Annotated in this window: 23 protein-coding genes and 1 riboswitch; of the genes, 6 read left to right on the top strand and 17 right to left on the bottom strand. The window is 72.7% G+C overall.

All coding sequences use genetic code 11. From position 1 onward, the window contains the following. The first annotated feature begins 14 nt into the window (after nucleotides 1–14). The gene (locus ACETWP_RS15475) at nucleotides 15–1346 is read left to right on the top strand and encodes an endonuclease/exonuclease/phosphatase family protein (RefSeq protein ID WP_373973167.1); all 1332 of its coding nucleotides are present in this window, start codon (nucleotides 15–17) and stop codon (nucleotides 1344–1346) included. Here the strand turns inward: ACETWP_RS15475 and ACETWP_RS15470 are convergent. Next, on the bottom strand, nucleotides 1343–1990 hold the full coding sequence (locus ACETWP_RS15470; protein WP_373973166.1) for a hypothetical protein: 648 nt from the start codon (nucleotides 1988–1990) through the stop codon (nucleotides 1343–1345). The two genes, ACETWP_RS15475 and ACETWP_RS15470, sit on opposite strands and share 4 nt — an antisense overlap. A 36-nt stretch (nucleotides 1991–2026) precedes the next feature. On the opposite strand from ACETWP_RS15470, the gene ACETWP_RS15465 reads away from it, so the two are divergent. After that, the gene (locus ACETWP_RS15465; RefSeq protein ID WP_373973165.1) at nucleotides 2027–2662 is read left to right on the top strand and encodes an alpha/beta hydrolase; all 636 of its coding nucleotides are present in this window, start codon (nucleotides 2027–2029) and stop codon (nucleotides 2660–2662) included. Here ACETWP_RS15465 and ACETWP_RS15460 read toward each other — a convergent pair. After that, nucleotides 2659–2910: a DUF6458 family protein gene (locus ACETWP_RS15460; protein ID WP_373973164.1), complete on the bottom strand. Its 252-nt coding sequence runs from the start codon at nucleotides 2908–2910 to the stop codon at nucleotides 2659–2661. The genes ACETWP_RS15465 and ACETWP_RS15460 overlap by 4 nt on opposite strands. Nucleotides 2911–3029: 119 nt before the next feature. On the opposite strand from ACETWP_RS15460, the gene ACETWP_RS15455 reads away from it, so the two are divergent. Further along, on the top strand, nucleotides 3030–3854 hold the full coding sequence (locus ACETWP_RS15455) for a hypothetical protein (protein ID WP_373973163.1): 825 nt from the start codon (nucleotides 3030–3032) through the stop codon (nucleotides 3852–3854). 21 nt (nucleotides 3855–3875) lie between these two features. Here the strand turns inward: ACETWP_RS15455 and ACETWP_RS15450 are convergent, their stop codons facing one another. Next, the gene (locus tag ACETWP_RS15450; protein ID WP_373973162.1) at nucleotides 3876–4046 is read right to left on the bottom strand and encodes a hypothetical protein; all 171 of its coding nucleotides are present in this window, start codon (nucleotides 4044–4046) and stop codon (nucleotides 3876–3878) included. A 150-nt stretch (nucleotides 4047–4196) separates the two neighbouring features. After that, nucleotides 4197–4295: riboswitch (glycine riboswitch) on the bottom strand. A gap of 671 nt (nucleotides 4296–4966) precedes the next feature. Here ACETWP_RS15450 and ACETWP_RS15445 point away from each other — a divergent pair. Beyond that, the gene (locus tag ACETWP_RS15445; protein WP_373973161.1) at nucleotides 4967–5773 is read left to right on the top strand and encodes an SRPBCC family protein; all 807 of its coding nucleotides are present in this window, start codon (nucleotides 4967–4969) and stop codon (nucleotides 5771–5773) included. 112 nt (nucleotides 5774–5885) lie between these two features. Here ACETWP_RS15445 and ACETWP_RS15440 read toward each other — a convergent pair whose 3' ends face one another. Next, a complete protein-coding gene (locus tag ACETWP_RS15440; protein WP_373973160.1) occupies nucleotides 5886–6143 on the bottom strand; it encodes a hypothetical protein in 258 nt (85 codons plus the stop codon). Nucleotides 6144–6203: 60 nt separating this feature from the next. Here ACETWP_RS15440 and ACETWP_RS15435 point away from each other — a divergent pair, with 60 nt between their 5' ends. Beyond that, on the top strand, nucleotides 6204–7013 hold the full coding sequence (locus ACETWP_RS15435) for an alpha/beta fold hydrolase (protein WP_373973159.1): 810 nt from the start codon (nucleotides 6204–6206) through the stop codon (nucleotides 7011–7013). 77 nt (nucleotides 7014–7090) lie between these two features. On the opposite strand, the gene ACETWP_RS15430 is transcribed toward ACETWP_RS15435, so the two are convergent. The 10 genes from ACETWP_RS15430 to ACETWP_RS15385 form a co-directional block, all read right to left on the bottom strand. Next, nucleotides 7091–7276, bottom strand: a complete 186-nt coding sequence (locus ACETWP_RS15430) for a CsbD family protein (RefSeq protein ID WP_373973158.1) — start codon at nucleotides 7274–7276, stop codon at nucleotides 7091–7093. A 228-nt stretch (nucleotides 7277–7504) separates the two neighbouring features. Continuing rightward, the gene (locus ACETWP_RS15425) at nucleotides 7505–8092 is read right to left on the bottom strand and encodes an Asp23/Gls24 family envelope stress response protein (protein WP_373973157.1); all 588 of its coding nucleotides are present in this window, start codon (nucleotides 8090–8092) and stop codon (nucleotides 7505–7507) included. Further along, complete coding sequence (locus ACETWP_RS15420; RefSeq protein ID WP_373973156.1) at nucleotides 8089–8640, bottom strand: DUF6286 domain-containing protein; 552 nt, start codon at nucleotides 8638–8640, stop codon at nucleotides 8089–8091. The genes ACETWP_RS15425 and ACETWP_RS15420 overlap by 4 nt, the downstream gene beginning before the upstream one ends. Next, a complete protein-coding gene (locus ACETWP_RS15415) occupies nucleotides 8637–9020 on the bottom strand; it encodes an Asp23/Gls24 family envelope stress response protein (RefSeq protein WP_373973155.1) in 384 nt (127 codons plus the stop codon). Before ACETWP_RS15415 ends, ACETWP_RS15420 begins: the two co-directional genes overlap by 4 nt. A 1-nt stretch (nucleotide 9021) precedes the next feature. After that, nucleotides 9022–9204, bottom strand: a complete 183-nt coding sequence (locus tag ACETWP_RS15410) for a hypothetical protein (RefSeq protein WP_373973154.1) — start codon at nucleotides 9202–9204, stop codon at nucleotides 9022–9024. A gap of 3 nt (nucleotides 9205–9207) precedes the next feature. Then, on the bottom strand, nucleotides 9208–9708 hold the full coding sequence (locus tag ACETWP_RS15405) for an Asp23/Gls24 family envelope stress response protein (RefSeq protein WP_373973153.1): 501 nt from the start codon (nucleotides 9706–9708) through the stop codon (nucleotides 9208–9210). Between the two features lie 106 nt (nucleotides 9709–9814). Continuing rightward, the gene (locus tag ACETWP_RS15400) at nucleotides 9815–10159 is read right to left on the bottom strand and encodes a hypothetical protein (protein ID WP_373973152.1); all 345 of its coding nucleotides are present in this window, start codon (nucleotides 10157–10159) and stop codon (nucleotides 9815–9817) included. Beyond that, nucleotides 10152–10724: a hypothetical protein gene (locus tag ACETWP_RS15395; protein ID WP_373973151.1), complete on the bottom strand. Its 573-nt coding sequence runs from the start codon at nucleotides 10722–10724 to the stop codon at nucleotides 10152–10154. Before ACETWP_RS15395 ends, ACETWP_RS15400 begins: the two co-directional genes overlap by 8 nt. Next, nucleotides 10715–11287 carry an RNA polymerase sigma factor gene (locus ACETWP_RS15390; protein WP_373973150.1) on the bottom strand — a complete coding sequence of 191 codons (573 nt, stop codon included), beginning with the start codon at nucleotides 11285–11287 and terminating at the stop codon, nucleotides 10715–10717. Before ACETWP_RS15390 ends, ACETWP_RS15395 begins: the two co-directional genes overlap by 10 nt. 100 nt (nucleotides 11288–11387) lie before the next feature. Next, on the bottom strand, nucleotides 11388–11861 hold the full coding sequence (locus tag ACETWP_RS15385) for a hypothetical protein (protein WP_373973149.1): 474 nt from the start codon (nucleotides 11859–11861) through the stop codon (nucleotides 11388–11390). Between the two features lie 226 nt (nucleotides 11862–12087). Between ACETWP_RS15385 and ACETWP_RS15380 the strand changes: the two genes are divergently transcribed. After that, nucleotides 12088–13170: a M20/M25/M40 family metallo-hydrolase gene (locus tag ACETWP_RS15380; RefSeq protein WP_373973148.1), complete on the top strand. Its 1083-nt coding sequence runs from the start codon at nucleotides 12088–12090 to the stop codon at nucleotides 13168–13170. On the opposite strand, the gene ACETWP_RS15375 is transcribed toward ACETWP_RS15380, so the two are convergent. The 3 genes from ACETWP_RS15375 to ACETWP_RS15365 all read right to left on the bottom strand — a co-directional run bounded on the left by ACETWP_RS15375 (nucleotide 13167) and on the right by ACETWP_RS15365 (nucleotide 20203). Next, nucleotides 13167–17252: a Pls/PosA family non-ribosomal peptide synthetase gene (locus tag ACETWP_RS15375; RefSeq protein ID WP_373973147.1), complete on the bottom strand. Its 4086-nt coding sequence runs from the start codon at nucleotides 17250–17252 to the stop codon at nucleotides 13167–13169. The genes ACETWP_RS15380 and ACETWP_RS15375 overlap by 4 nt on opposite strands. Further along, nucleotides 17249–18640: a diaminobutyrate--2-oxoglutarate transaminase family protein gene (locus ACETWP_RS15370; protein WP_373973146.1), complete on the bottom strand. Its 1392-nt coding sequence runs from the start codon at nucleotides 18638–18640 to the stop codon at nucleotides 17249–17251. The genes ACETWP_RS15375 and ACETWP_RS15370 overlap by 4 nt, the downstream gene beginning before the upstream one ends. 159 nt (nucleotides 18641–18799) lie before the next feature. After that, nucleotides 18800–20203, bottom strand: coding sequence for an aspartate kinase (locus tag ACETWP_RS15365; RefSeq protein WP_373973145.1), 1404 nt, complete (start codon nucleotides 20201–20203; stop codon nucleotides 18800–18802). Nucleotides 20204–20277 lie beyond the last annotated feature (74 nt).

The following is a 20277-nucleotide window of genomic DNA, read 5'->3' as shown; positions in this document are numbered from 1 at the left end:
CTTACGCTGGGGGAATGCGTCCGATGGCCCGGGCGGCCCAGGCCGCCGTCTTCGCCGCCGCCCTGGCGGCGGGCTCGTTCGTGCCCGCGCACGCCGCCGTCGTTCCCGCCACCCACGAGCCCGTGGTGAGCGGGCGTCCCGGCCCGTCCGTCCCGTGGGCGGACGCATCCGCCACGAACCGCGCCGCGGGTCTGCGGGTGGCCACGTACAACGTCTCGCTCAACCGCGGCGCCGCGGGGGACCTGGTCTCCGACCTCGCAAGTCCGAACAACGCGCAGGCGCAGGCCGTCGCGGAGGTCATCCAGCGCACGGCACCCGACGTGGTGCTCCTCAACGAGTTCGACTACGACGAGGCCCACGAGGCCGCGGACTCGTTTCGCTCCAACTACCTGGCCGCGGGACAGAACGGCCAGGACGGGATCGACTATCCGTACGTCTACGCGGCGCCGTCCAACACGGGGGTGCCCATCGGCGCCGACCTTGACAAGGACGGCACGGTCGGCGGCGCCGCCGACTCGTTCGGCTTCGGCGACTTCGCCGGGCAGTACGGCATGGTGCTGTACTCCAAGCACCCCTTGGTCGAGGAGGAGATCCGCACCTTCCAGACGTTCCGGTGGAAGGACATGCCCGGCAACATGATGCCGCGGGACTACTACGGCCCGCTGGTCTCGAACGTCCTGCGGCTGAGCAGCAAGTCCCACTGGGACGTGCCCGTCCGCGTCGGCGGCGAGACCGTCCACGTGCTGGCGTCGCACCCCACGCCGCCCGTCTTCGACGGTCCCGAGCGCCGCAACATGCGGCGGAACCACGACGAGATCCGGTTCTGGGCCGACTACATCTCCGGCGGCCAGTCCGCCTCCTACATCTACGACGACGACGGCGCCCGCGGCGGGCTGCGCCCCGACGAGCGTTTCGTCGTGCTGGGCGACCTGAACGCCGATCCCCGGCGCGGCGAGTCGCACCCGGCCGCGATCTCGCAGCTCCTGTCGAGCCCGCGGGTGACGGACCCCCGGCCCGAATCGACCGGCGCCGCCGGCCACCTCCCGGCCGGCTTCGGCTCCTTCATCGACCCCCTGTCGCCCCCGGCGCCCGCGGACCGGACCGGCGCGGCCGCGCGGCTCCGGACCGCGGACTTCCGCGGCCGGGGCACCGGGCCGCTGCGCGTGGACTACGTCCTGCCCTCGCGCAACCTGACGGTCTCCGGGTCCGGGGTGTTCTGGCCGGCCGAGGGGGAGGACGGAGCCGACCTCGTGGCCGGCGATCCTCCCCGCACCAGCGACCACCGCCTCGTATGGGTCGACGTGGAACTGCCGTCCGCCGCGGGCGGGGCCACCCGCGGGCACTAGGCCCGGCGCGCCCGATCCCACAGCAGCGCGTGGACGGACAGCGCGCCGGTCAGCGCCACGCCGGCCGCGACGTACAGGCCCGTGGCGATCGAGGGCAGGTACTGCAGCCGCGCCATGCGCTCGGGGGTCAGTCCGTCGGTGGTCTCTCCGCCCCCGGGATCCATCGTGACGCCGAAGAACGTGGCCGCGTAGGCGCTGGCCATCTCCGTGGTCGCCCAGAACGCGGCCGCCGCGAACGACCCGGCCGCCAGCCAGAGCAGCACAAGGAACGGGTTGACGCGCCGGGGCTCGTCGTCGGGGCCCAGCGGGTCCGTCTCCGGGTCCGCCGATCCCGAGGGCGCCGTCGCCGAGGGCACGATCCCCGAGGGCGCGGGGCCGGGGACGCCCGACCACCCGAGTCCCGCGTCCGGAGCGGACCGGCCCGATTCGGTCTGGGCCGCGCCCGCGTCGATCTCCCGCGCGCCGGCGGTGCCGTCCGCGCCGGCGGCGCCGTCCGCGGCGGAGGCCGGCGCGCGCGACGGGCGGCTCGGTTCGGCGGAGGTCGTCCCGGAGTGTCCGGGGCGGGATTGGCCGGCGCGCGCGACGCCGGGGACCGGACGCTGGTACACGGGATCGTAGCGGCTGTCGGGGTGGGAGGAGGGCATGGGCCCAGCCTAGGCGCCCCGGCCTAGGATGGTCCCATGTCCGAGGCGCTGTTTTCCCGACCCGCGGCGGAGCGGGCCGGGACCCACCTGCTGGTGATGCTCCACGGCTACGGATCCTCGGCGGCCGCCATGGCCTCCCTTTTCCCGGCGTTGCCGGAGCACGTCACCGGCGCCGCGCTGAGCGGCCCCCTGGACGTCGGCGGAGAGCGCGGCTGGTTCCTCCTGGACTACCTCCTGACCCACGACTTCGCCGAGGTCGTCGCCTCGGCGCAGCGCGTCCTCGACTGGCAGGACGCCCACGCGGACGGCTACGCGTCCGTGAGCCTGCTCGGGTACTCGCAGGGGATGGCCATGGCCACGACCCTGATGCGGTTGCGGCCCGGCGCCTACCGCGCGGCCGTCGGCCTGAGCGGGTTCGTCCTGCGGAACGACCTGCTCGAGCTCTCCGAGTCCCCGCCCGCCGACCCCGCGGCCCGCGTCCCGTTCTTCTGGGGACGCGACCCGCGGGACCCGGTGATCAACTCCGACGCCGTGGCGCACGGCGCGGCGTGGCTCGAGGGCCACACGCGGCTGACGTCGAGGACGTACCCAGGTATGGGCCACGGGGTCGGCGCCGACGAGCTGCGCGACGTCGCGGTGTTCCTGCGGCACTACCTCCCGGCGACGGCCTAGAGGACGTCGCGGGTCTCGTTCCGGGTCACCTGCTCGCCCGTGCCCGGGTCCACGACGGACCGGGACTCGCTCACGCGGCGGCTGGAGCGCGGCATGCCGACGACCAGCGAGATGATCAGCGTCAGGACCCCCGCGCCCATCAGGATGTAGCCGACCATGGTGAGGCTGACGCCCGGGACGGCGTCCCTGACGGCGAAGGCCAGGATGGCCCCCAGCGCCAGCAAGAAGATGGAAAGTCCGATGCGCATGATGTGCCCCCTGTGGATGTGCTGTCGGCGTGACGGGCGCCACGCCTCGGCCCAAGCTACCGCACGCCGCGGAGCCGGCGCTCGCCGACGGGCCGCGCCGCGCCTAGAGTAGGGCTCCTATGAAAGACAAACTCACCTCCACGGTCCTCGGCCCCGACGGCAAACCGGTGCCCGGCGTCCAGAACGCCATCCTCAAGGCGATCGGGGTTCAGCGGCCCCTCGTGCTCGCCTACCTGAGCCGCCTGCGCCGGAGGAACCCGCGCCACACGAGCGCGGAGCTCGTGAGGCTCATCGAGCGCGACTACCTGCTCGCGGTGACCGGCGGTGGCGCGGCCGTCGGCGCGACGGCCGCCGTGCCCGGCGTCGGGACGGCCGCCTCGCTCGGCCTCTCCGCGGCCGCGACCATGGGCTTTCTCGAGGCCAGCGCCCTCTACGCGCAGTCGCTCGCGGAACTGCACGGCATCACCACCGAGGATCCGGAAAAGGCCCGCGCGCTGGTCATGGCTATCCTGATGGGCGACGAGGGCAGCTCCATGATCTCCGCGCTGACCCACCAGGCGGCCGGCCGTGGCGCCGGGCCCGTCCAGGGCTGGGGCGCCGTCTTCGGCGCCAGCAGCCAGAAGGGCCTGTGGGGCGGGATCACCAAGGACATCCAGCGCCGGTTCCTCCGCAGGATGCTGGCGACGCAGGGAGCGTCGATGTTCGGCCGTGCCATCCCGTTCGGGATCGGGGCCGCGATCGGCGGCGTCGGCAACCGCTATCTCGGCAAGAAGGTCATCGAGGCGGCCGGATTGGCCTTCGGGCCGCTCCCGATGGTGATTCCCGGGGACATTGTGGCCGAGCGGCCGCGGAACGACGCCGGCGACGACGAATCCCGCCGCCGCGCCGAGGCCGAGGTCGAGCGGAGCATCGAGGCCGAGTTGCGGCGGCGCCTGGGGAACTAGGCCGGCGGGTGGCCCCGGGGGCTAGAGGACCAGCCAAACGGTCGCCGCCAGGGCCGCCAACGCGACGGCGGCGACGACGACCACCGCGAGGGCGGCACCGGTCGACAGGAACAGCATGCGCACCAGCGTCCTGCGCGCGGAGAGGTGGGGGCGCGCCGCGGCGCGGTTGCGCGGGGATGCGTGGTGGGTCATGGGGGAACTCCGGATCGTTGGGCGGCCGGGCCGCGCGTCATCGTGGGTCCCTCCCCGCTCTGTATCCCAACCTGAGAGTTTCCGCCCCCGGACGCGGGGGGCTTGCTCCTTCGGTGAGCCCGGGCACGCCGGACTGCTTTCCAGAGGTGCCTCTTCGCGGCGGTACGGGGGCCTGAGAGTTTCCCGGGGAGGAAATTGCTCCTACGGCGCCCGACGGCTGTGCCGTGCGGGCTCTCCCGCCGCGGTTCGACGGCGTATGCGGTTGTGCCGCGGCCGAAACCGGCGGTTCCTCCATCGTATCGGGTGAAGGTCCGCCCGGCCGTTGCCCCGCATGCCCGCGCCCGCCAGCGTGTGCCGCCTGCGGGAGTACTCGTGTTTGACATGCAGCGGGCGTCCGTCGAGGACGGCCAGGGGTTCGCGTTGGCCGGGACGGCGCAGGCCGGGATGCTCCCCGAGCTGGACGACGCCGGATGCACCACCGTGGCCAAAATCCGCGACAGCGCCTTCCACGGAACCGATCTGGCGCAGTGCCTCGGCGGACCCGCGCGGGCACACTGGATGCGCGGGGATCCATACGCGCTCCGGCCCGCGGCGGGCGGCCCGGTGGCGCGTGACCGGGCGCCAGAACCTTTACTTGTTTTTGACAGATGGCAGGGTATCGTTGCGAATGATCCGGGCGGTTCCCCCCAACACGTCCGGATCGTCGTGGTGAGTGTGACGCGAACCCGAGTGAAACGCCCCGCCGGATGGATCGGCGGGGCGTTTTTCCGTGCCGTCCGGTGCCCGCCGCGCGTCCGGCGGGTTCCTGACCCCCCGGCCGGCGGGCACTGGCTTCACGTGTAAGGCCGATGTAGCGTAGGCAACACGACGCGCTCCCCCCGAGGCGCCGTCGTTCCCCTGACCTAGTCGAAGGAGACGCTGTGAGCACGAGGATCGAGAAGCAGATCATGGTGAACGTGCCGGTGAGCACGGTCTACAACCAGTGGACGCAATTCGAGGAATTCCCGCACTTCATGGGCGGGGTCCAGCAGGTGACCCAGCTCGGCGACGACCGCCTGGAGTGGGTCGCCGAGATCGGCGGGGTCCGCCGGCAGTGGGAGGCGCGGATCCTGGAGCAGGTCCCGGACCGGAAGGTCGCGTGGGCCGCCACGGAGGGTGCGACCAACGCCGGCGCCGTGACCTTCGAGGACGTCGGCGGAGGACAGACGTCCGTGAGGCTGTCGCTGGACTACGAACCCGAGGGAATCGTCGAGAAGATCGGCGACAAGCTCAACGTGGTGGAGCGGCAGGCGGAGGGCGACCTGGCCCGCTTCAAGGAGTTCGTCGAGGCCGAGGGCTATGCCACCGGCGCCTGGCGCGGCACGGTGGTCGGAGGCGCTTCCGGCGGCACACCGGACGTGGACGATGCCGCCTCGTCGCGCGGCGACAGCGGCAAGGCCGGCCTGTCCGGCAAGTCGGTCGCCGCGGGGATCGGCGTCGCCGCGGCCGCAGCCGCCGGGGTCGTGGCAGCCTCGGGCGCGAAGAAGTCCGACGACGATCCGATCGTCGCGGAGCCGGCCGTGACGCCGGTCGCGCCGGCGGTCGGAACCGAGCCGTCGCCCGTCACGGAGCCGGCGCCCCTGGCGGACGAGGTCGTCATCACCGACGCGGACGTCGCAGCGGAGCGGCCCGTCCGTCCCGCCGACGAGGTCCCCACCGTGAATCCGGACGGCACCACGCGCTGGTAGCAGCCCGCCGGTTCCGGGGCGGCACGCCGCGCGGCGTGCCGCCCCCGCCCGGCCGGTCCCGGCGCGTGCGGTCCCGCCGCGGGTGCGCGCGGCCCCTGTGGTCCCTCCGCGGTCAGGCGCGGCGGGACGGCACGACGCGGCGGCGCAGCGCCGCGAAGAACACCAGCGCGAGGCCGGCCACGCACAGCAGCATGGCCAGCCACAGGAGGTTCGTATCCAGCGCGGTCGCGGGGCAGCCCGCCGGGGCGTCGTCCTCCACACACGACCGCCAAGGCTGCAGGAACAGCACGACGCCGGCCGCGCCTCCCACGACGACGGCAGACCATCCCCAGACGGCCCACGGCGTCGCGTTCCTCGGTTTGTGGCTCATGCGTCCATCACACCACACGCGTCGATGGGGTTCGGGCGCCGCCCCTGCGAGGATCCTGACATGGAAGAGAAGCCCGGGCCCGCCCGGCGACGCCACCTCGTCTTCGTCCATGGCGGGGGAGCCGGGCCGTGGATGTGGCGGGCCCAGGAAGAGCACTTCGGGGACCGGTTCACCGTCCACACCCCCACGCTGCCCGGACACCGGGGAGAGAAACGCGACGCGTACCGTTCCCACGCGCACGCCGCGGCGGTCGTGGCCGAGGATGTCGGACTCGGGCGGCTGCGGGGTCCCGTGACTGTGGTCGGCTTCTCGGTCGGCGGGCAGATCGCCATCGAGCTAGCGACGGCGTATCCCAGCGTCGTGACGGGCACGGTCGTCGCCAGTGCCCTGCTGTCGCCATGGAGGGGGGCGCGCGCCCTGGCCACCGTGTCCTCGGCCGCCGCCCCCCTGGCCCGGATTCGAGTATTCGCGTGGTGGCAGGCGCGGGAGCTGGGCATCGGCGCGGAGGACTTCGAGGACTACTTCGCGGTCTCGCGCTCGATGACCGCGCGGTCGATGCGGTGCCTCCTGTACTCCAACTTCTCGTTCGCGGTGCCCCCGGAGTTCCTCCGATCCCGCCGCCCGGCGCTGCTGGTGGCCGGATCCCGCGAGCGGCGCCCCGTTCTCGCGGGCATGGAGCGGGTCCGTGCCCTGCGTCCCGGGTGCGAACTCGAACTCATCCGCGGCGCGGGCCACGACGCTCCGCTGTCCCACCCGGCTTCTTTCAACCGCGTGCTCGAGGGCTGGCTGGACGGGGGCGAACCGGTGCGGGGCGAGTCTGGACCGGGCAGGGGCGGGCCGCGGCCCGGCGGGCGGTGCACGGACGGCTGAGACGGCGAAGTGCCCCGGCCGGGGCGGCCGGGGCACTTCGGCGGCACCGGCACCGGGGGGTGCCGGGACGCGGGATCCTACTTGCCGAAGGCGTCCTTGGCGGCGTCCTTGACGTGCTCGCCGGCCTGCTTGGACTTGGCGGCCGCCTGGTCGGCGGCGCCCTCCGCCTGCAGGCTCTCGTTGTTGGTCGCGTCCCCGAAGGCCTCCTTGGCCTTGCCGGTGGCTTCCTGCGCGTTGTTGCTGATCTTGTCTCCGAGTCCCATGTTCTGCTCCTTTGAGTGGGTTTTCCTTGGCGGGCGCCCGGGATCTCCCGGGCACACGGTGATGCGGTTCCTAGTGGGTCGGCGCCGCGGGTCCGCGCCCCCGGCGTCCCCTCCGGCCCTTGAGCCAGCCCGCCGCCGCCGTGGCGATGGCCGCGATGATCTTGTTCCTCATGTGGTTCCTCCGATGGGTGGGTGGGGTGGCGCCGGGCCTCGCCCGGCGTGGTCCGGCTACTTCTTGGCGACCGAATACTCGATCGCGAGGTGCCGCAGCGGCGTGCCCAGGCACCGCACGACGTCGGACGCGACCCCCGCCGTCAGCTTCTCCGTGAGATCGGCCAGGCGGGTGTTCGGCTCGGCGTGCACGTGGAGCACCAGCACCGGCGCGCCGATGCTGCCGCGTAGCACGGCCCTGGCCGCGTCGACGCCGGGCAGCGCCGCGGCGGCGTCCGAGGCCGCGGCCTCGAGCACCTTCGGCTCCATCGTGGTCGATCCGGCGCCCGGGTCCTCGGTGAAGCGCAGGGGCCCGGCCCGCCCGGTCCGCGGAACCTGGCGCCCCAGCCAGGCCAGCCCGAGGAAAACCAGGACGACGCCGGCGCCGATCACGGCGGCGGGCAGCCACGGCTGCTCCAGCGCACCGGCCGCGCCGGGGGCGACTCCCGCTTCCGGGTCGGCCACGAGGCCGGTGGCCCCGGCCGGGGTCGTCCACCCGGCGGTCGCCTGCGCCCACGGCCACACGGCCCAGAGGCCGCCGGCCAGGAGCACGAGGCCCATCGCGATCAGCAGCGTGCGGTTCAACGCCGCGGGGAAGGTCCTCACGAGGAACTCACCATCCTGACACTTGTCGTGGGGACCCTGCCGTCGAGGTTGGCGCGCAGGATGCCGTCGGCCGCCTCGGTGACGGTTCCGGCCAGTTCGCGGTGCTCGCGCAGCGGCGTCCCGACGCTCAGCCGCAGACGGTTTCCCCGCAGCCGGGCCCTGGACCGCCCCACGCCGTCGAGTCCGCGGATCCGGTTTTCCACCAGCTGCTCGACGCCGCGCCGCGTGACCACGGCCTCGGCCGACTCCACGGCGTCGGCCGCCGGAACCGGCGTCGGCACGTTGCCGGTGCGGCCCGGAAGCAGCCCGCTCAGGAGCAGGACCAGGCCGAGCAGCGCGGCCACGCCGCCCACCGCGGCCACGCCCGGCGCGCCCCACGGGAGTTTCCCGGCGCCGGACAGGGACGCCGCGGCGGCGAGCCACCGGCCGTCCTGCAGGCGCAGGACGCCGAGGACGGCCAGCGCCGCGCCGATGGCGGTGACGGCGAGGGCCGCGATCGTGGCCGGAACCACGCGGGCGGGCCGCCGCCGCAGGGATGTGTTCGTCATAGGACCCTCCTCACGGGCGGTGCGGCCTCGAGCCACTCCACCTGGATGTCGACGGGCGCCGCGGTGACGCCGGCGAACCGGCGAAGGTCCTCGACGATGCCGCGGCGGACCTCGTCCGTGGCGCCGCGGATGTCCGCGGGGAAGCGCAGGCCGATCCGGACGGAGACCGACGCGGTGTTCCCCGCGACGGTGCAGGAGGCGGGCGGCAGGGAGGCGAAGTCCGTGTCGGATCCGATCCCGAGCACGCCGCCGGTGCGGGCGCCCACGGCGGGATGCGATGCCGCGGACTTGGCCGCCAGGCGGCCGACCGCGCGCTCGCTGATGGTCAGCCGCCCGCGGTCGCCCGGGGCCGCCGGCCCGACGGGTTCGGGACGGGCCATCTCAGCGCCGACCCTGGATGCGGCCCGCGAGGTCCTGCAGGTCCACGCGTCCGTCCAGCACGCGCCCGACCCCGAAGGCCACCGCGGCCACGACGGCCACCAGGAGCACCCGCCAGAATCCGCCGAAGGCCCACACGGTGCCCAGGGCCAGTCCCACCGCGACGCAGAAACGTGCGCTCGTCACGGCCTACTCCAGGCGATCGGAGCGGTCGGAGGCGGCTGCGTCGTCGTCCTCGGGGAGGTGCACGTCGGTGACGTTCACGTTGACCTCGATGACGTCCAGCGAGGTCCCGTGCTCGACGGCCTGGATGATGGAACGGCGGATGTCCTCTGCGACCTCGGCGATCGCGACGCCGTACTCCACGACGATGTTGACGTCGATCGCGGCCTGGCGCTCGCCCTTCTCGACGCTGACGCCTCCGCTGACGTTGGTCTGCGAGCCGGGGATGCGCTCGGTCAGGGTGGACAGGGCGCGGCGCGCCGCGTTGCCCATGGCGTACACGCCCGGAACCTCGCGGGCGGCGATGCCGGCGAGCTTCTGCACCACGGTGTCGGCGATGGTGGTGGAGCCGTGCTCGGTGTGCAGCGGGCCCTCCGGGCGGCGCTCGACCGCAGACGTCGAGGCGGACTCGGCGGCGCGCGTCTCCTCGGTGGTCTTCGGAAGTCGGTGCGTGGCGTTCTCGGCCATGGTGCTCTCCATTTCGTCTGGCGGCATTTCGTCGTACGCCACTACAGACGGGGGTGGGGGAGCATTCGTCACGGAAAAGCCGGAAAAACTTTTCGCCTGACCGGCGTCAGGGGTTCCGGCCGGCCCCGTGCTCGAGCACCGTGACGGCCACGCAGTCCAGTTCGACGCCGTGCCCGCCGAACACCCGGTGCACGAGTTCCTGCACGGCGACGGCGACGTCGGTGGCGCGGTGCCCGGCCTCCACCCCGATGTCGATGCGCGCCTCGAAGCGACCGCCGGGGCGCGCGACGCGGAGGGACTCGTGCGGCGCGGCCGTGCGCGTGGCCAGGGAGCGCACGACGGCGCTGGTCGGCGGGAACACGGCGGCGACGCCGTCGAGCGCCAACACCTGGGCGACGGCGTCGGCGCGCGCAGCCTCGTCAATCGACGGGTTCTGGGTCGGGCTACTCATCGATGATGTCCTCCACGGAGACGTCCACGGATACCGGGGTGACGCCGAGCTCGTCGGCGAGGGACGCGGTGACGACGGCGCGCAGCCGCTCGGCCGCCTCCATGGCGCGCTCGCCGGGGCGAAGCTGCACGTTGACCTGGCAGGCGACGGCCGGGCCCCCGTCCCGGTCCGTGGTTTCGGTGGCGCCGTGGCGGCGCAGTTCGATCCCGTCGATCGTGTCGGCGGCGCGGCGGATGACCTCGTTCAGCACGTAGACGCTGACGTCGACGGGGCCGCGCGGGGTGAGCCGCACGCGGATGCGGCGGCCGCGGCGGATCTCGGCGCGGATGCCGTCCATGACCGAGCGGCGGACCCGCTCGAGCACGGCGTCCTCCTCGGTCTCCTGCTCGGGGGTGCCCCGCAGCCCCCGCGTGGCCTGGAGGAGCGGCTGCAGGCGCCGTCGCTGCTCCTGGCAGTGCGGGCAGGAGGCCTCGTGCCCGTCGGGCGGGAGATCGAGGCGTTCCCAGACGTCTTCCTCGGACCGGTCGCACGCCGGCACGCCCCGGGGTCCTGTGGTCATTTCCACGAGTCCATCCTTTCGGCCAGGGCCGTGCGTGCGCGGGCGATGCGCCCGCGCACGGTGGCTAGTGGTTCTCCGGTGATCCGCGCGATGTCCTGATAGCTCATTCCCTGGACCTCGCGCAGGGTCCAGGCTTCGCGCTGGGTGTCGGGCAGTGCGGCGAGATGCCCGCGCAACGCGTCGAGGGCCAGCCGTGTTTCCGCCGCGCCCTCGGGCCCCGCGGGGAGGCGTCGGCTGGCCTCGCTGCCGGTCTGCGACGCCTCGCGCTCGGCGGGGTCGCCGCCGTCGGGCCGCCGCTTCCTGAGGGCGTCGATGCAGCGGTGGGAGGCGATCCGGTAGAGCCAGGTGGAGGCCGCCTCCGTCGCGCGTAGGGTCGGTAACCGTCGCCACGCGGTGAGCAGGACGTCCTGGACGGCGTCCTCCGCGTCCGGCCCGTTGCCCAACATGCCGCGGCAGAACCGCAGGATCCCGCGCTGGTACCTGCGCACGAGTTCCTCGAAGGCGTCGAGATCGCCCGATTGGGCCCGGGCGACCAGTGCCGGATCGCTGAGATCGGCGACCGCGTCCATGCTCGCCCTTCCGCTGGTGGGACCGCCCGTCGGCTGGTGCCGGGCGGGGACTACGGTCTCGACCCTAGCAAGTCCGCGCGCCCGCGGCGCGGTCGGCCGATCAGCCGACGAGCGAGACGCCGAGGACGGCGAGGACGCCGAAGGCAACGCCCCAGATCACGATGGAAATGCACTGCCACAGGATCACGGAGTTTTTCGACGCCCCGAAAGAGACCATCGCGGCCGAGGTGATCTGGCTGGGCAGGATGGTCTGGCCCAGGAGGCTCACGCCGGCAACCCCGTACTTGTCGAACTGCGCGCGCAGCTTCTGCCGACGGGCGGAGGGTTCGCGGGGCTCCTTGCCGCCAACCACCTTGGACCGCACGCCGTGCGCGCTCTGCACGAAGACCAGCATCGAGGCCACGTTGCCCACGATGGCCGCGACGATCGCTATCGCGGGGTTCATTCCGGCGAGCACGCCGATCACCGAACCGAAGTAGGACTCGACGAACGGGATCGCGGCCACCAGCATCACCCCCGCCCACTGCAACACGGGGGCCAGCGACGAGGTGAAGTCCTGCAGCGCGTCGATCATGGGGGTTCCTCTCGGGTGGCGTGAAGGGGAGGGCCTGGTCCCCGTCCGTTCAACCGAGCCTAGCGAGGAGGGCCCCGCGGGGAATGACACTTGCGGATGATCTTCGCATGCACCGTGAGGCGTACCGCGGCGACGGCCGCCGTCAACACCCGGTGTTTCCAAGGGCCGTCCGGCCGCATAGGGTGACCGCAGCACGAGCGACACCACGCCGATCCGCGGAGCCCCGATGACACGCCGCCCCACCCACCGACGGTCGACACGCCGCCGCGCCCCCGCCGCCCCCTGGCACGCCGCCGCCCCCTGGCACGCCGCCGCCCCCTGGCTCGCCGCCGCCGCGACGGCGTCACTCGTGCTGACCGGGTGCTCGTCCCGGCCCGGGATCGAGATCGGCACGGCCCCGGACAGCGCGGAGCTGCGGGCCGGCGTGGGCGAAGCGGGGCTGCGCGCGCATCTCGAGGCCCTGCAGGAGGCGGCCGACGCCAACGGCGGGAACCGGGCGTCGGGCACCGGAGGCTACGAGGCCTCGGCGGCGTACGTGGAGGACCGCCTGCGCGGCGCCGGCTACGACCCGGTGCGCCAGGGATTCAGCCACGAGGGCCGGCGCGACAGGGACATCGAGACGTTCAACATCGTCGCCGACACGGCCGGCGACGCCTCCCGCACGGTCGTCCTCGGGGCGCACTTGGACTCGGTGGCGCGGGGCCCGGGCATCAACGACAACGGCAGCGGGGTCGCGGCGGTGCTGGAGGTGGCCGTGCGGCTGGCCGCATCGGGCACGGTCCCGCCCAACAGGATCCGCTTCGCCTTCTGGGGTGGCGAGGAGGACGGCCTGTACGGCTCGGAGCACTATGTCGACGGGCTCTCCGACGAGCAGGCCGAACAGCACCTGGCGTACCTGAACCTGGACATGGTGGGCTCGCCGAACGGCGTCGTCCTGGTCTACGACGGCGACGGGTCGGACTATGGCGGCCGCCTCCCGAACGGCTCCGGGGAGATCGAGCGGGTGTTCCTGGACCACTTCTCCGCCGCGGGCGTCCTGGCGGGACCCACGGAGTTCGACGGCGGGTCCGACTACCAGGCCTTCCTGGACCGGGACATCCCGTCCGGCGGCCTCTTCACGGGGGACGAGGGGTCCAAGTCCGACCCCGAGGCCGCGGCGTTCGGCGGTACGCCCGGCGACAAGTACGACTCCTGCTACCACCGCAGTTGCGACACGTTGGGCAACGTCGACCCGGAGGTCCTGGAGACGATGGCGGACGCCCTCATGCACGCGACACTTGCCTTGGGCGAGGCCGGGACGGACGACTAGGCGGTCGCCGCCACGCGCCGCAGCTGCCGGGCCGGATCCAGCTCGCGGGCCGGGTTGCCGCCGAAGAGGCTGTCCACCGGCAGGTCCTCGCCCTTCATCAGGAACGAGTCAGCCGCCACTTCCGCGCCGTCCTGCAGGTTCACCCCGTAGTGGATGAAGGCGGCGACCCCGATCGTGCAGCCGTTCCCGAGCGTGATGTGGCCCGACTTGAAGGTTCCGTCCTCCAGGGAGTGCCCCTGCAGGATGGACGCCTCGTTCAGCTCGCAGTCGTCGCCGATCGAGACCAGGGTCTTTTCCACCAGGCCGCCTCCGCCGTCGTAGAGGCGCTTGCCGACCTTCACGCCGAAGAGGCGCCACACCATGGGCCGGAAGGGGGTCCCCGTGAACGGCGCCCCGCCGAGCAGCTTCCACAGGCGCTCGTGGTGCCAGAAGTAGGGGTCGTAGATGGAGCAGAACCGCGGCTCGAGCCGCCCGAACCCCAGCACCGCCCGCTCCGCGAAGGCGGACAGGAGGATGCCATAGACCAGGAAGATGAGCGTCCCGGCGCCGACGGCGAGCACGCCCAGCACGTCGTAGAGCGCGACGGAGAGCGCGCCGATGACGGTCGCCGAGAAGAGCTGGAACCAGCGCAGGGCCAGATACAGGGCCATGGAACCGATGTTGTGCCGGTTCTTGGCCGGGAGCAGCCGGCTCTTGGCGTCCTCCAGCTTCAGGTCGTCGAACTGGCTGTCACGCTGGACGGAGCGGGGGATCTCGAACGCCGGCGAGCCGAGGAGCCCGACGTCGCGGCGGACCGGCCCGTCGATGGGCACGAGGACCTTGGTGCCCAGGAGGCAGTTCTCGCCGACCCGGGACGCGATGGGCCAGGTGATGTCGTTGCCCAGGAAGTTGCGGTCGCCGATCTCCACGACCGAGAGCCGGAACGACGTGCTCGTGTACTCCGCGTTCATCATGTTCAGGCCGTCGGAGACCATGGTGCCGTAGCCGACCTTGCTGAGGTACGGGGAGTCGTGGGCCACGCCGGGACCGAAGTTGGACCCCGTTTGGTCGATCTTCTTGCCGAGGTCCCACCCCAACGCCTTGAGGTAGTGGACGATGTACGAGCTGTCCCCGAAGAGTGTCAGGTACGGCTTGATGTTTGTCAGCGCCAGGACCATGCGGTGGAGCGCGTAGCGGATCCCGTAGAGCGGGAAGGTGGTCTCGGCCGGCGTCGCGAGGTTGAGCAGCCGCGGGACCGTGAGCACGGCGACTAGGCCGCTGACCATGCCGCCGATGAAGAGCGCCAGCGACAGGAGCGCCGCGTCGAGGTAGAACAGCGGGTTCGTGGGTTCGAGGTGCCCCGTCTCAAGGTAGCCCGGCAGCAGCCCGGCCAGCAGGATTAGGCCGCCGGGCACGACCAGCACCAGCCGGTTGAAGAGCTGGAAGGCGCTGAAGACCACGCGGCGGCGGGTCCCGCAGCGCCGGGGCCGGATCCGCGCGTAGCTCGTGGCCGCGGGGACGGCGGGCGATCCGTGCCAGACCTCGCCGGCGGGCACCGACTGCCCCTCGTGCAGCGCGGACGCGTGGCCCAGTTGCGAGTCGTCGCCCATGGCGGTGCCGATGTCGAAGACCGTCTTCTGGGACACCAGGACGTTGTTGCCGATCGTGACCGGGCCCGTCTCGATCACGCCGCGGCGGACGCGGTAGCCGAGCATAACGGCGTTCTTGTGGATGACGGTGCCCTCGCCGATGCTGATGAGGTCGGGGCAGGCGGGCACGATGCGGGAGAAGATGGAGACGCCCTTGCCGATCCTGGCGCCGAGCATTCGGAGGTAGACGACATAGAGCGGGGATCCGACGAACGCGGCCATGGGGCTGGCCCGGGTCACCAGCCGGACGATCCAGAACCTCAGGTAGCCCAGCCCCCAGAGTGGGATCACCTGTTGCTTCATGCGCCCCACAAGGGCCCACTTGAACAGCACGGGCGTGATCGTCAGGACCACGAACATGCCGGCGCCGAACGCGATGCTGCGCAGCCAGAGCTCGAACAGCGTCGGGGCCGCGGAGACCCACGTGAAGGAGAAGACCAGCAGGAGCGCCGCGTAGGTGGTGTAGCCGAGGAAGAACAGCAGCTGCGCCGCGCCCGTGAGCGTGTATTTGAGCGAGCTCGGGGCCGGCCGGGGGGCGGGAGGCGCGGCCGGTTCCGCGCCCGCGGACGCGAGCTCGGCGGCCATCCGCTCGGCCTCCAGCATCGCCGCGAGGCGCCGGAGCGTGGGCTGCTGGTACACGTCCTGCATGGCCGCCGAGGGAAGATCCGTGTGCCTGCGGATCCCGGCGCAGAAGTGGGCCATCAGCAGCGAGTTGGCCCCGAGGTCGTCGAAGAAGTGCGCGTCGACCGAGGGCCGCTCTAGGCCCAGGACGGCGCCCAGCTGCTCGGCCAGCGCGCGTTCGGCATCCGTCTCCGGGGGCACGTACGCGGCCGCGTTGCCGCCCGCGCGCCGGGCGGTCGGGGCCGGAAGGTTCTTCCGGTCCGCCTTGCCGCTGGGCATCAGGGGGATGGTGTCGAGCCGGTCGAGGTAGGCGGGCACCATGTACGCGGGCAGTCGCTCGCGGAGCGCGCGGTCCAGCTCGGCCTCGTCCAGCCCCGCGGCGTCCCCGCGCAGGGTGTAGTAGGCGGCGAGCTCGACGACGCCGGGCGCCGGGCTGTGGGTGTCCACGACGGCGAGGGCGATCGCGGGGTGCTCGAGGAGCACCGACTCGATCTCCGACAGCTCGATCCGGTAGCCGCGGATCTTCACCTGCGTGTCGATCCGGCCGAGGTACTCGATGGTGCCCTCGGGCGTGAACCGCCCCAGGTCGCCGGTGCGGTAGATCCTCCCCGACGGGTTGTTCTCGATCCCGAGGAAGTCGGGGATGAACGCCCGCTCGGTGAGATCGTCGCGGTTGACGTAGCCCCGGGCGAGGCCGATCCCGGCGATGCCGATCTCCCCGAGCTCGCCCGCGGGCAGCGCTCGCGCCTCCTCGGGGTCCAGGATCACGGCGGAGTACGTCGGCAGCGGCACGCCGAGCGTGACGGGCTTGTCCGGATGGACCACGTCCCACGTCGCGGTCACCGTGGCCTCGGTGGGGCCGTAGACGTTCAGGAAGCGGCGCCCCGGCCGGTGCCAGCGCGTGACCAGGTCCTTCGGGCAGGCTTCGCCGGAGACCAGCAGGAAGCGCAGCCCGGGGAGGTCCTCGTCCAGGGTGGCCAGCAGCGTCGGGACGCAGCACATGGCGGTGATGCGGCGCTCCTGCAGGTAGTCGCTCAAGTCCATGCCCAGGAGCGCGGAGCCCCCGGGCTTGGGCACCAGCGTGGCCCCCACCATCCACGGCACCCAGATCTCCTCGACCGAGAAGTCGAACGCGATCGTCATGCCTTGGTAGACGCGGTCCCCGGGTTCGTAGCCGTAGGTTTCCGCGGCCACGAGCACGAAGTTGCAGATGCTCGGGTGGTCCACGGCGACCCCCTTGGGGCGTCCCGTGGACCCGGAGGTGTAGATGATGTAGGCGAGCTCGCCGGCGGTCGCACCGACGGCCTCCCGCGCCGGCCGGGAGGGATCCTGGCGGGCGACCGCCGGGTCCTCCTCGTCCAGGCACAGCGTCCGCGCGGCGATCCGCGGCAGCTTCGCACGGAGGTGGGACAGTGTCAGCACCAGGCTGACGCCCGCGTCCCCGACGATGTAGGCGAGCCGGTCCTCCGGGAAGCCCGCGTCGAGCGGGACGTAGGCCGCGCCCGTCTTCAGCACGGCCAGGAGCGCCACGTAGGAGCGGACGGGCTGGTCGAAGAGCAGCGCGACCCTCGTGCCGGGACCCGCGCCTTGCGCCGCGAGGTAGCGGGCCAGCCGGTTGGCCGCCGCGTCCAGCTCGCCGTACGTGAGGGTGGCGTCCGGGGAGTCGACGGCGAGCTGCGCGGACCTCCCCGCGGCCGCCAGGGCGTCGCACCGCTCCTCGAAGAGTGTGTCCAGACGTTGCCCCGGCCTCCACCGGATCGCGTCGTCGGCCTCCGGGGCCCCCAGGACGGTCCCCTGGAGCTGGTCCCCGGGGCCACCGGCGAGCATCGTCATGGCGCGACCGCCCGCTCCGCCCCGAGCTCCGTCACGGCGTCGATGATCAGCCGGCAGGCCGTCTCGACCACCTCGGAGCTGGAGTTCAGGGGCGGCAGGAGGCGCACCACGCCGCCGCCGCGGCCACCGGTCTCCAGGATGAGGCCCTCCTGCAACAGGCGGTCCTGGACCGCGCGGGCCAGCGCGCCGTCGGGCTGCCCGTCGAGCGGGTCGACCAGTTCGATGCCCCACATCATGCCCCGGCCGCGCACCTCGAGGACCCACGGCAGGTCGCGGAGGGCGCCGAAGAGCCCGCCGATGCGCTCGCCCTGTTCCCGCACGTTCTCCAGCACGCGGTCGCGCCGGAAGATCCGCACGGCCTCGGCGCCCGCGGCGAAGGCCAGCTGGTTGCCGCGGAACGTTCCGGTGTGCGCGCCGGGGGCCCAGACGTCCAACGACTTGTCGTACATGATCAGCGCGACCGGTGTTCCGAGGCCGCTGAGGGCCTTGGAGGCCACGATGACGTCCGGTTCGATCCCGTACTGCTCGAACGCGAACCAGGTGCCGGTGCGCCCGCAGCCGGTCTGCACCTCGTCGACGATCAGCGGAATCCCCAGCTCCCGGGTCACGGCCCTGACGCGCTGGACGAATTCCACGGGGGCGGGGATGACGCCGCCTTCGCCCTGGACCAGTTCAAGGATCACCGCGGCGGGCAGGGCCACCCCGCCATGGTCGTCCCGCAGCGCGTTTTCGAAGTAGTCGGCGCAAAGCCGGCCGCAATCCTCCGGGGTCCCGCCGAACGGGGGGCGGGCGGCATACGGGAACGGGAAGAAGTGCACGCCGGGAACGCCGTTGGGGACCGGGGCCTTCTGCTCGACCAGCCCGGTGAGGGCCATGCCGACGGCGCTGGCCCCGTGGAAGCCACCCCGGAACGCCACGATGTCGCCCCGTCCGGTGGCCGTCTTGCAGAGCTTGACCGCGGCGTCGACGGCGTTGGCGCCGGTCGGGCCGCAGAAGTGGATCTTCGTGCGTTCGCGCATGGCCGCGGGCAGCATCGACAGTTGGGCGTCGGTGAACGCCTCCTTTGCCGGCGTGGGGAAGTCCAACCCGTGGGTGAGCCTGCCGAGCTGTTCCGTGGCGACGGCCACGAGTTCGGGATGGTTGTGCCCGAGGGACAGCACGCCGGCACCGGCAAGGAAGTCGATGAAGACGTTGCCGTCGACGTCGCGCACGAAGCTCCCGTGCGCCTCGTCGATGGCGATGGGCAGGCGCCGCGGGTAGCTGCGCGCGTTCGATTCGCGCGCCGCCTGCCGCGCGAGCATCTGCGCGGACTTCGGCCCGGGCACGGGGCCCGAGACGTCCGGGGCCGTGAGGCCGGCCAGGGTGGCGACTTCGGGTTGTGCGGTCATGGTGGTTTCCTCCTTGCGTCGGGTTTCCCCCGACTTCCTTCGACGCTGGCTGGAGCTGCCGAGCGGTTCGCCCCTCCCCGGGGACGGACCGCCAAGCCTTCATTTGATGGACGGCGGCGTTATTGCGGCGTTATCGGTGCGTTGGTTCCGGGCGCCCGCCTAACCGGCCGCCGGCGCGTGGATGCGGCCCGCCGCGTGGGACGGGGCGCGTCCCGGCTGGCGGTCCCTCGGCGGGCCGCCGGGGAAGGCCCGCGCCAGCGCCTCGCAGGCGACGTCCAGCGAACCCTCATCGACCATCACGCTGACGCGCGACTCGCATGCGGAAATTACGTCGATGTTGACACCGGCCTCCGCGAGCGAGCGGAAGAAGCGGGACGAGAGTGCGGCGTCGTGGCGGATGCCGTGGCCCACGAGCGACAGGATCCCCACGCGGTCGTCGTAGTGCAGCGACCGGAAGCGCGCGACCGGCCGGCGCGTGGCCAGCTCGTCCATGACGTGCCGCCCGTCCGCCGCGGGAACGGTGAAGGCGATGCTCGCGTGGTCCCCGTCCCCGGCGGCGGGTCGCTGGACGACCATGTCGATCCGCAGCCTCGCCCGGGCGGCCACGCCCGCCAGCAGGGCAGCGGCCGCGGTGACGTCGGGGACGCCGCCGAGGGTGATCTTCGCCGTCGAGCGCTCCACGGCGATGGCGGACACGATCCCGTCCTCGGGCGCCTTGCCCGTCGGATCGACCAGGACCGCCGGTGCGCCGGGAAGGACCACCGTGCCCTCGCCCGGCGTGAACGAGGAGCGGACGTGGAGGGTGACCCCGAAGCGCCGCGCGTACTCGACGCAGCGCACGTGCAGGATCTTGGCCCCGCAGGCCGCGAGCTCGAGCATCGCCTCGCTGGAGATCGTGTCGATCTTGCGGGCCGTGGGGACCACGCGGGGATCCGCGGTGAACACCCCGTCGACGTCCGTGAAGATCTCGCACACCGAGGCGTTGAGGGCGGCGGCGAGGGCGATGGCCGTGATGTCGGACCCCCCGCGGCCGAGCGTGGTGACCTCGCGTGTCCTCCGGGACCTCCCCTGGAATCCGGCGACGATCGGGATCTCGCCGCGCTCGATCGCGGCCCGGATGCGGCGCGGGTCGACGGAGACCACGTGGGCCGTGCCGTGCGTGTCGTCCGTGAGCAGGCCCGTGTCGGCCCCCGTGAAGGTCCGCGCCCGCGCGCCCAGGTCCGCGAGCGCGAGGGCGAGCAGGGAAGCGGAGACGTGCTCGCCGCTGGAGAGCAGCAGGTCGAGCTCGCGGGCCTTCGGCGTGTCGGTCACGCGCGCCGCCAGGTCCAGCAGCTCGTCGGTGGTGTCGCCCATGGCGGAGACGACGACGACGACCGGGTGGCCGGACTGGTGGGTCTGGAGCACCCTCCGGGCGACGCGCCGGATCGCCGTCGCGTCGGCGACGGACGACCCGCCGAACTTCTGCACCACGATGCTCGCCCGGCCCAGGGGAAGCGTGCCCTCCGCAGCGCCGAGAGGGTGGGCCGTAGGCCCGGAACTGCTTGAGTGGGCGATGTACGGCATGGCTATCTCCTGGTCCCCGTGTTTAATGCTTGTCAATGCACTTGCAGTTGAACCTCTCTCCCGTTACACGGCTG

This window comes from Arthrobacter halodurans, from assembly GCF_041877255.1.
GTDB lineage: Bacteria > Actinomycetota > Actinomycetes > Actinomycetales > Micrococcaceae > Arthrobacter_N > Arthrobacter_N halodurans.
This window is presented reverse-complemented; position numbering and strand designations above follow the sequence as displayed.

Bases quoted from the DNA above. Each gene is read 5' to 3' on its own strand.
- ACETWP_RS15475 (WP_373973167.1), top strand. From the start codon at position 15: ATGCGTCCGATGGCCCGGGCGGCCCAGGCCGCCGTCTTCGCCGCCGCC.
- ACETWP_RS15470 (WP_373973166.1), bottom strand. From the start codon at position 1,990: ATGCCCTCCTCCCACCCCGACAGCCGCTACGATCCCGTGTACCAGCGT.
- ACETWP_RS15465 (WP_373973165.1), top strand. From the start codon at position 2,027: ATGTCCGAGGCGCTGTTTTCCCGACCCGCGGCGGAGCGGGCCGGGACC.
- ACETWP_RS15460 (WP_373973164.1), bottom strand. From the start codon at position 2,910: ATGCGCATCGGACTTTCCATCTTCTTGCTGGCGCTGGGGGCCATCCTG.
- ACETWP_RS15455 (WP_373973163.1), top strand. From the start codon at position 3,030: ATGAAAGACAAACTCACCTCCACGGTCCTCGGCCCCGACGGCAAACCG.
- ACETWP_RS15450 (WP_373973162.1), bottom strand. From the start codon at position 4,046: ATGACCCACCACGCATCCCCGCGCAACCGCGCCGCGGCGCGCCCCCAC.
- ACETWP_RS15440 (WP_373973160.1), bottom strand. From the start codon at position 6,143: ATGAGCCACAAACCGAGGAACGCGACGCCGTGGGCCGTCTGGGGATGG.
- ACETWP_RS15435 (WP_373973159.1), top strand. From the start codon at position 6,204: ATGGAAGAGAAGCCCGGGCCCGCCCGGCGACGCCACCTCGTCTTCGTC.
- ACETWP_RS15430 (WP_373973158.1), bottom strand. From the start codon at position 7,276: ATGGGACTCGGAGACAAGATCAGCAACAACGCGCAGGAAGCCACCGGC.
- ACETWP_RS15420 (WP_373973156.1), bottom strand. From the start codon at position 8,640: ATGACGAACACATCCCTGCGGCGGCGGCCCGCCCGCGTGGTTCCGGCC.
- ACETWP_RS15415 (WP_373973155.1), bottom strand. From the start codon at position 9,020: ATGGCCCGTCCCGAACCCGTCGGGCCGGCGGCCCCGGGCGACCGCGGG.
- ACETWP_RS15405 (WP_373973153.1), bottom strand. From the start codon at position 9,708: ATGGCCGAGAACGCCACGCACCGACTTCCGAAGACCACCGAGGAGACG.
- ACETWP_RS15400 (WP_373973152.1), bottom strand. From the start codon at position 10,159: ATGAGTAGCCCGACCCAGAACCCGTCGATTGACGAGGCTGCGCGCGCC.
- ACETWP_RS15390 (WP_373973150.1), bottom strand. From the start codon at position 11,287: ATGGACGCGGTCGCCGATCTCAGCGATCCGGCACTGGTCGCCCGGGCC.
- ACETWP_RS15385 (WP_373973149.1), bottom strand. From the start codon at position 11,861: ATGATCGACGCGCTGCAGGACTTCACCTCGTCGCTGGCCCCCGTGTTG.
- ACETWP_RS15380 (WP_373973148.1), top strand. From the start codon at position 12,088: ATGACACGCCGCCCCACCCACCGACGGTCGACACGCCGCCGCGCCCCC.
- ACETWP_RS15375 (WP_373973147.1), bottom strand. From the start codon at position 17,252: ATGACGATGCTCGCCGGTGGCCCCGGGGACCAGCTCCAGGGGACCGTC.
- ACETWP_RS15370 (WP_373973146.1), bottom strand. From the start codon at position 18,640: ATGACCGCACAACCCGAAGTCGCCACCCTGGCCGGCCTCACGGCCCCG.
- ACETWP_RS15365 (WP_373973145.1), bottom strand. From the start codon at position 20,203: ATGCCGTACATCGCCCACTCAAGCAGTTCCGGGCCTACGGCCCACCCT.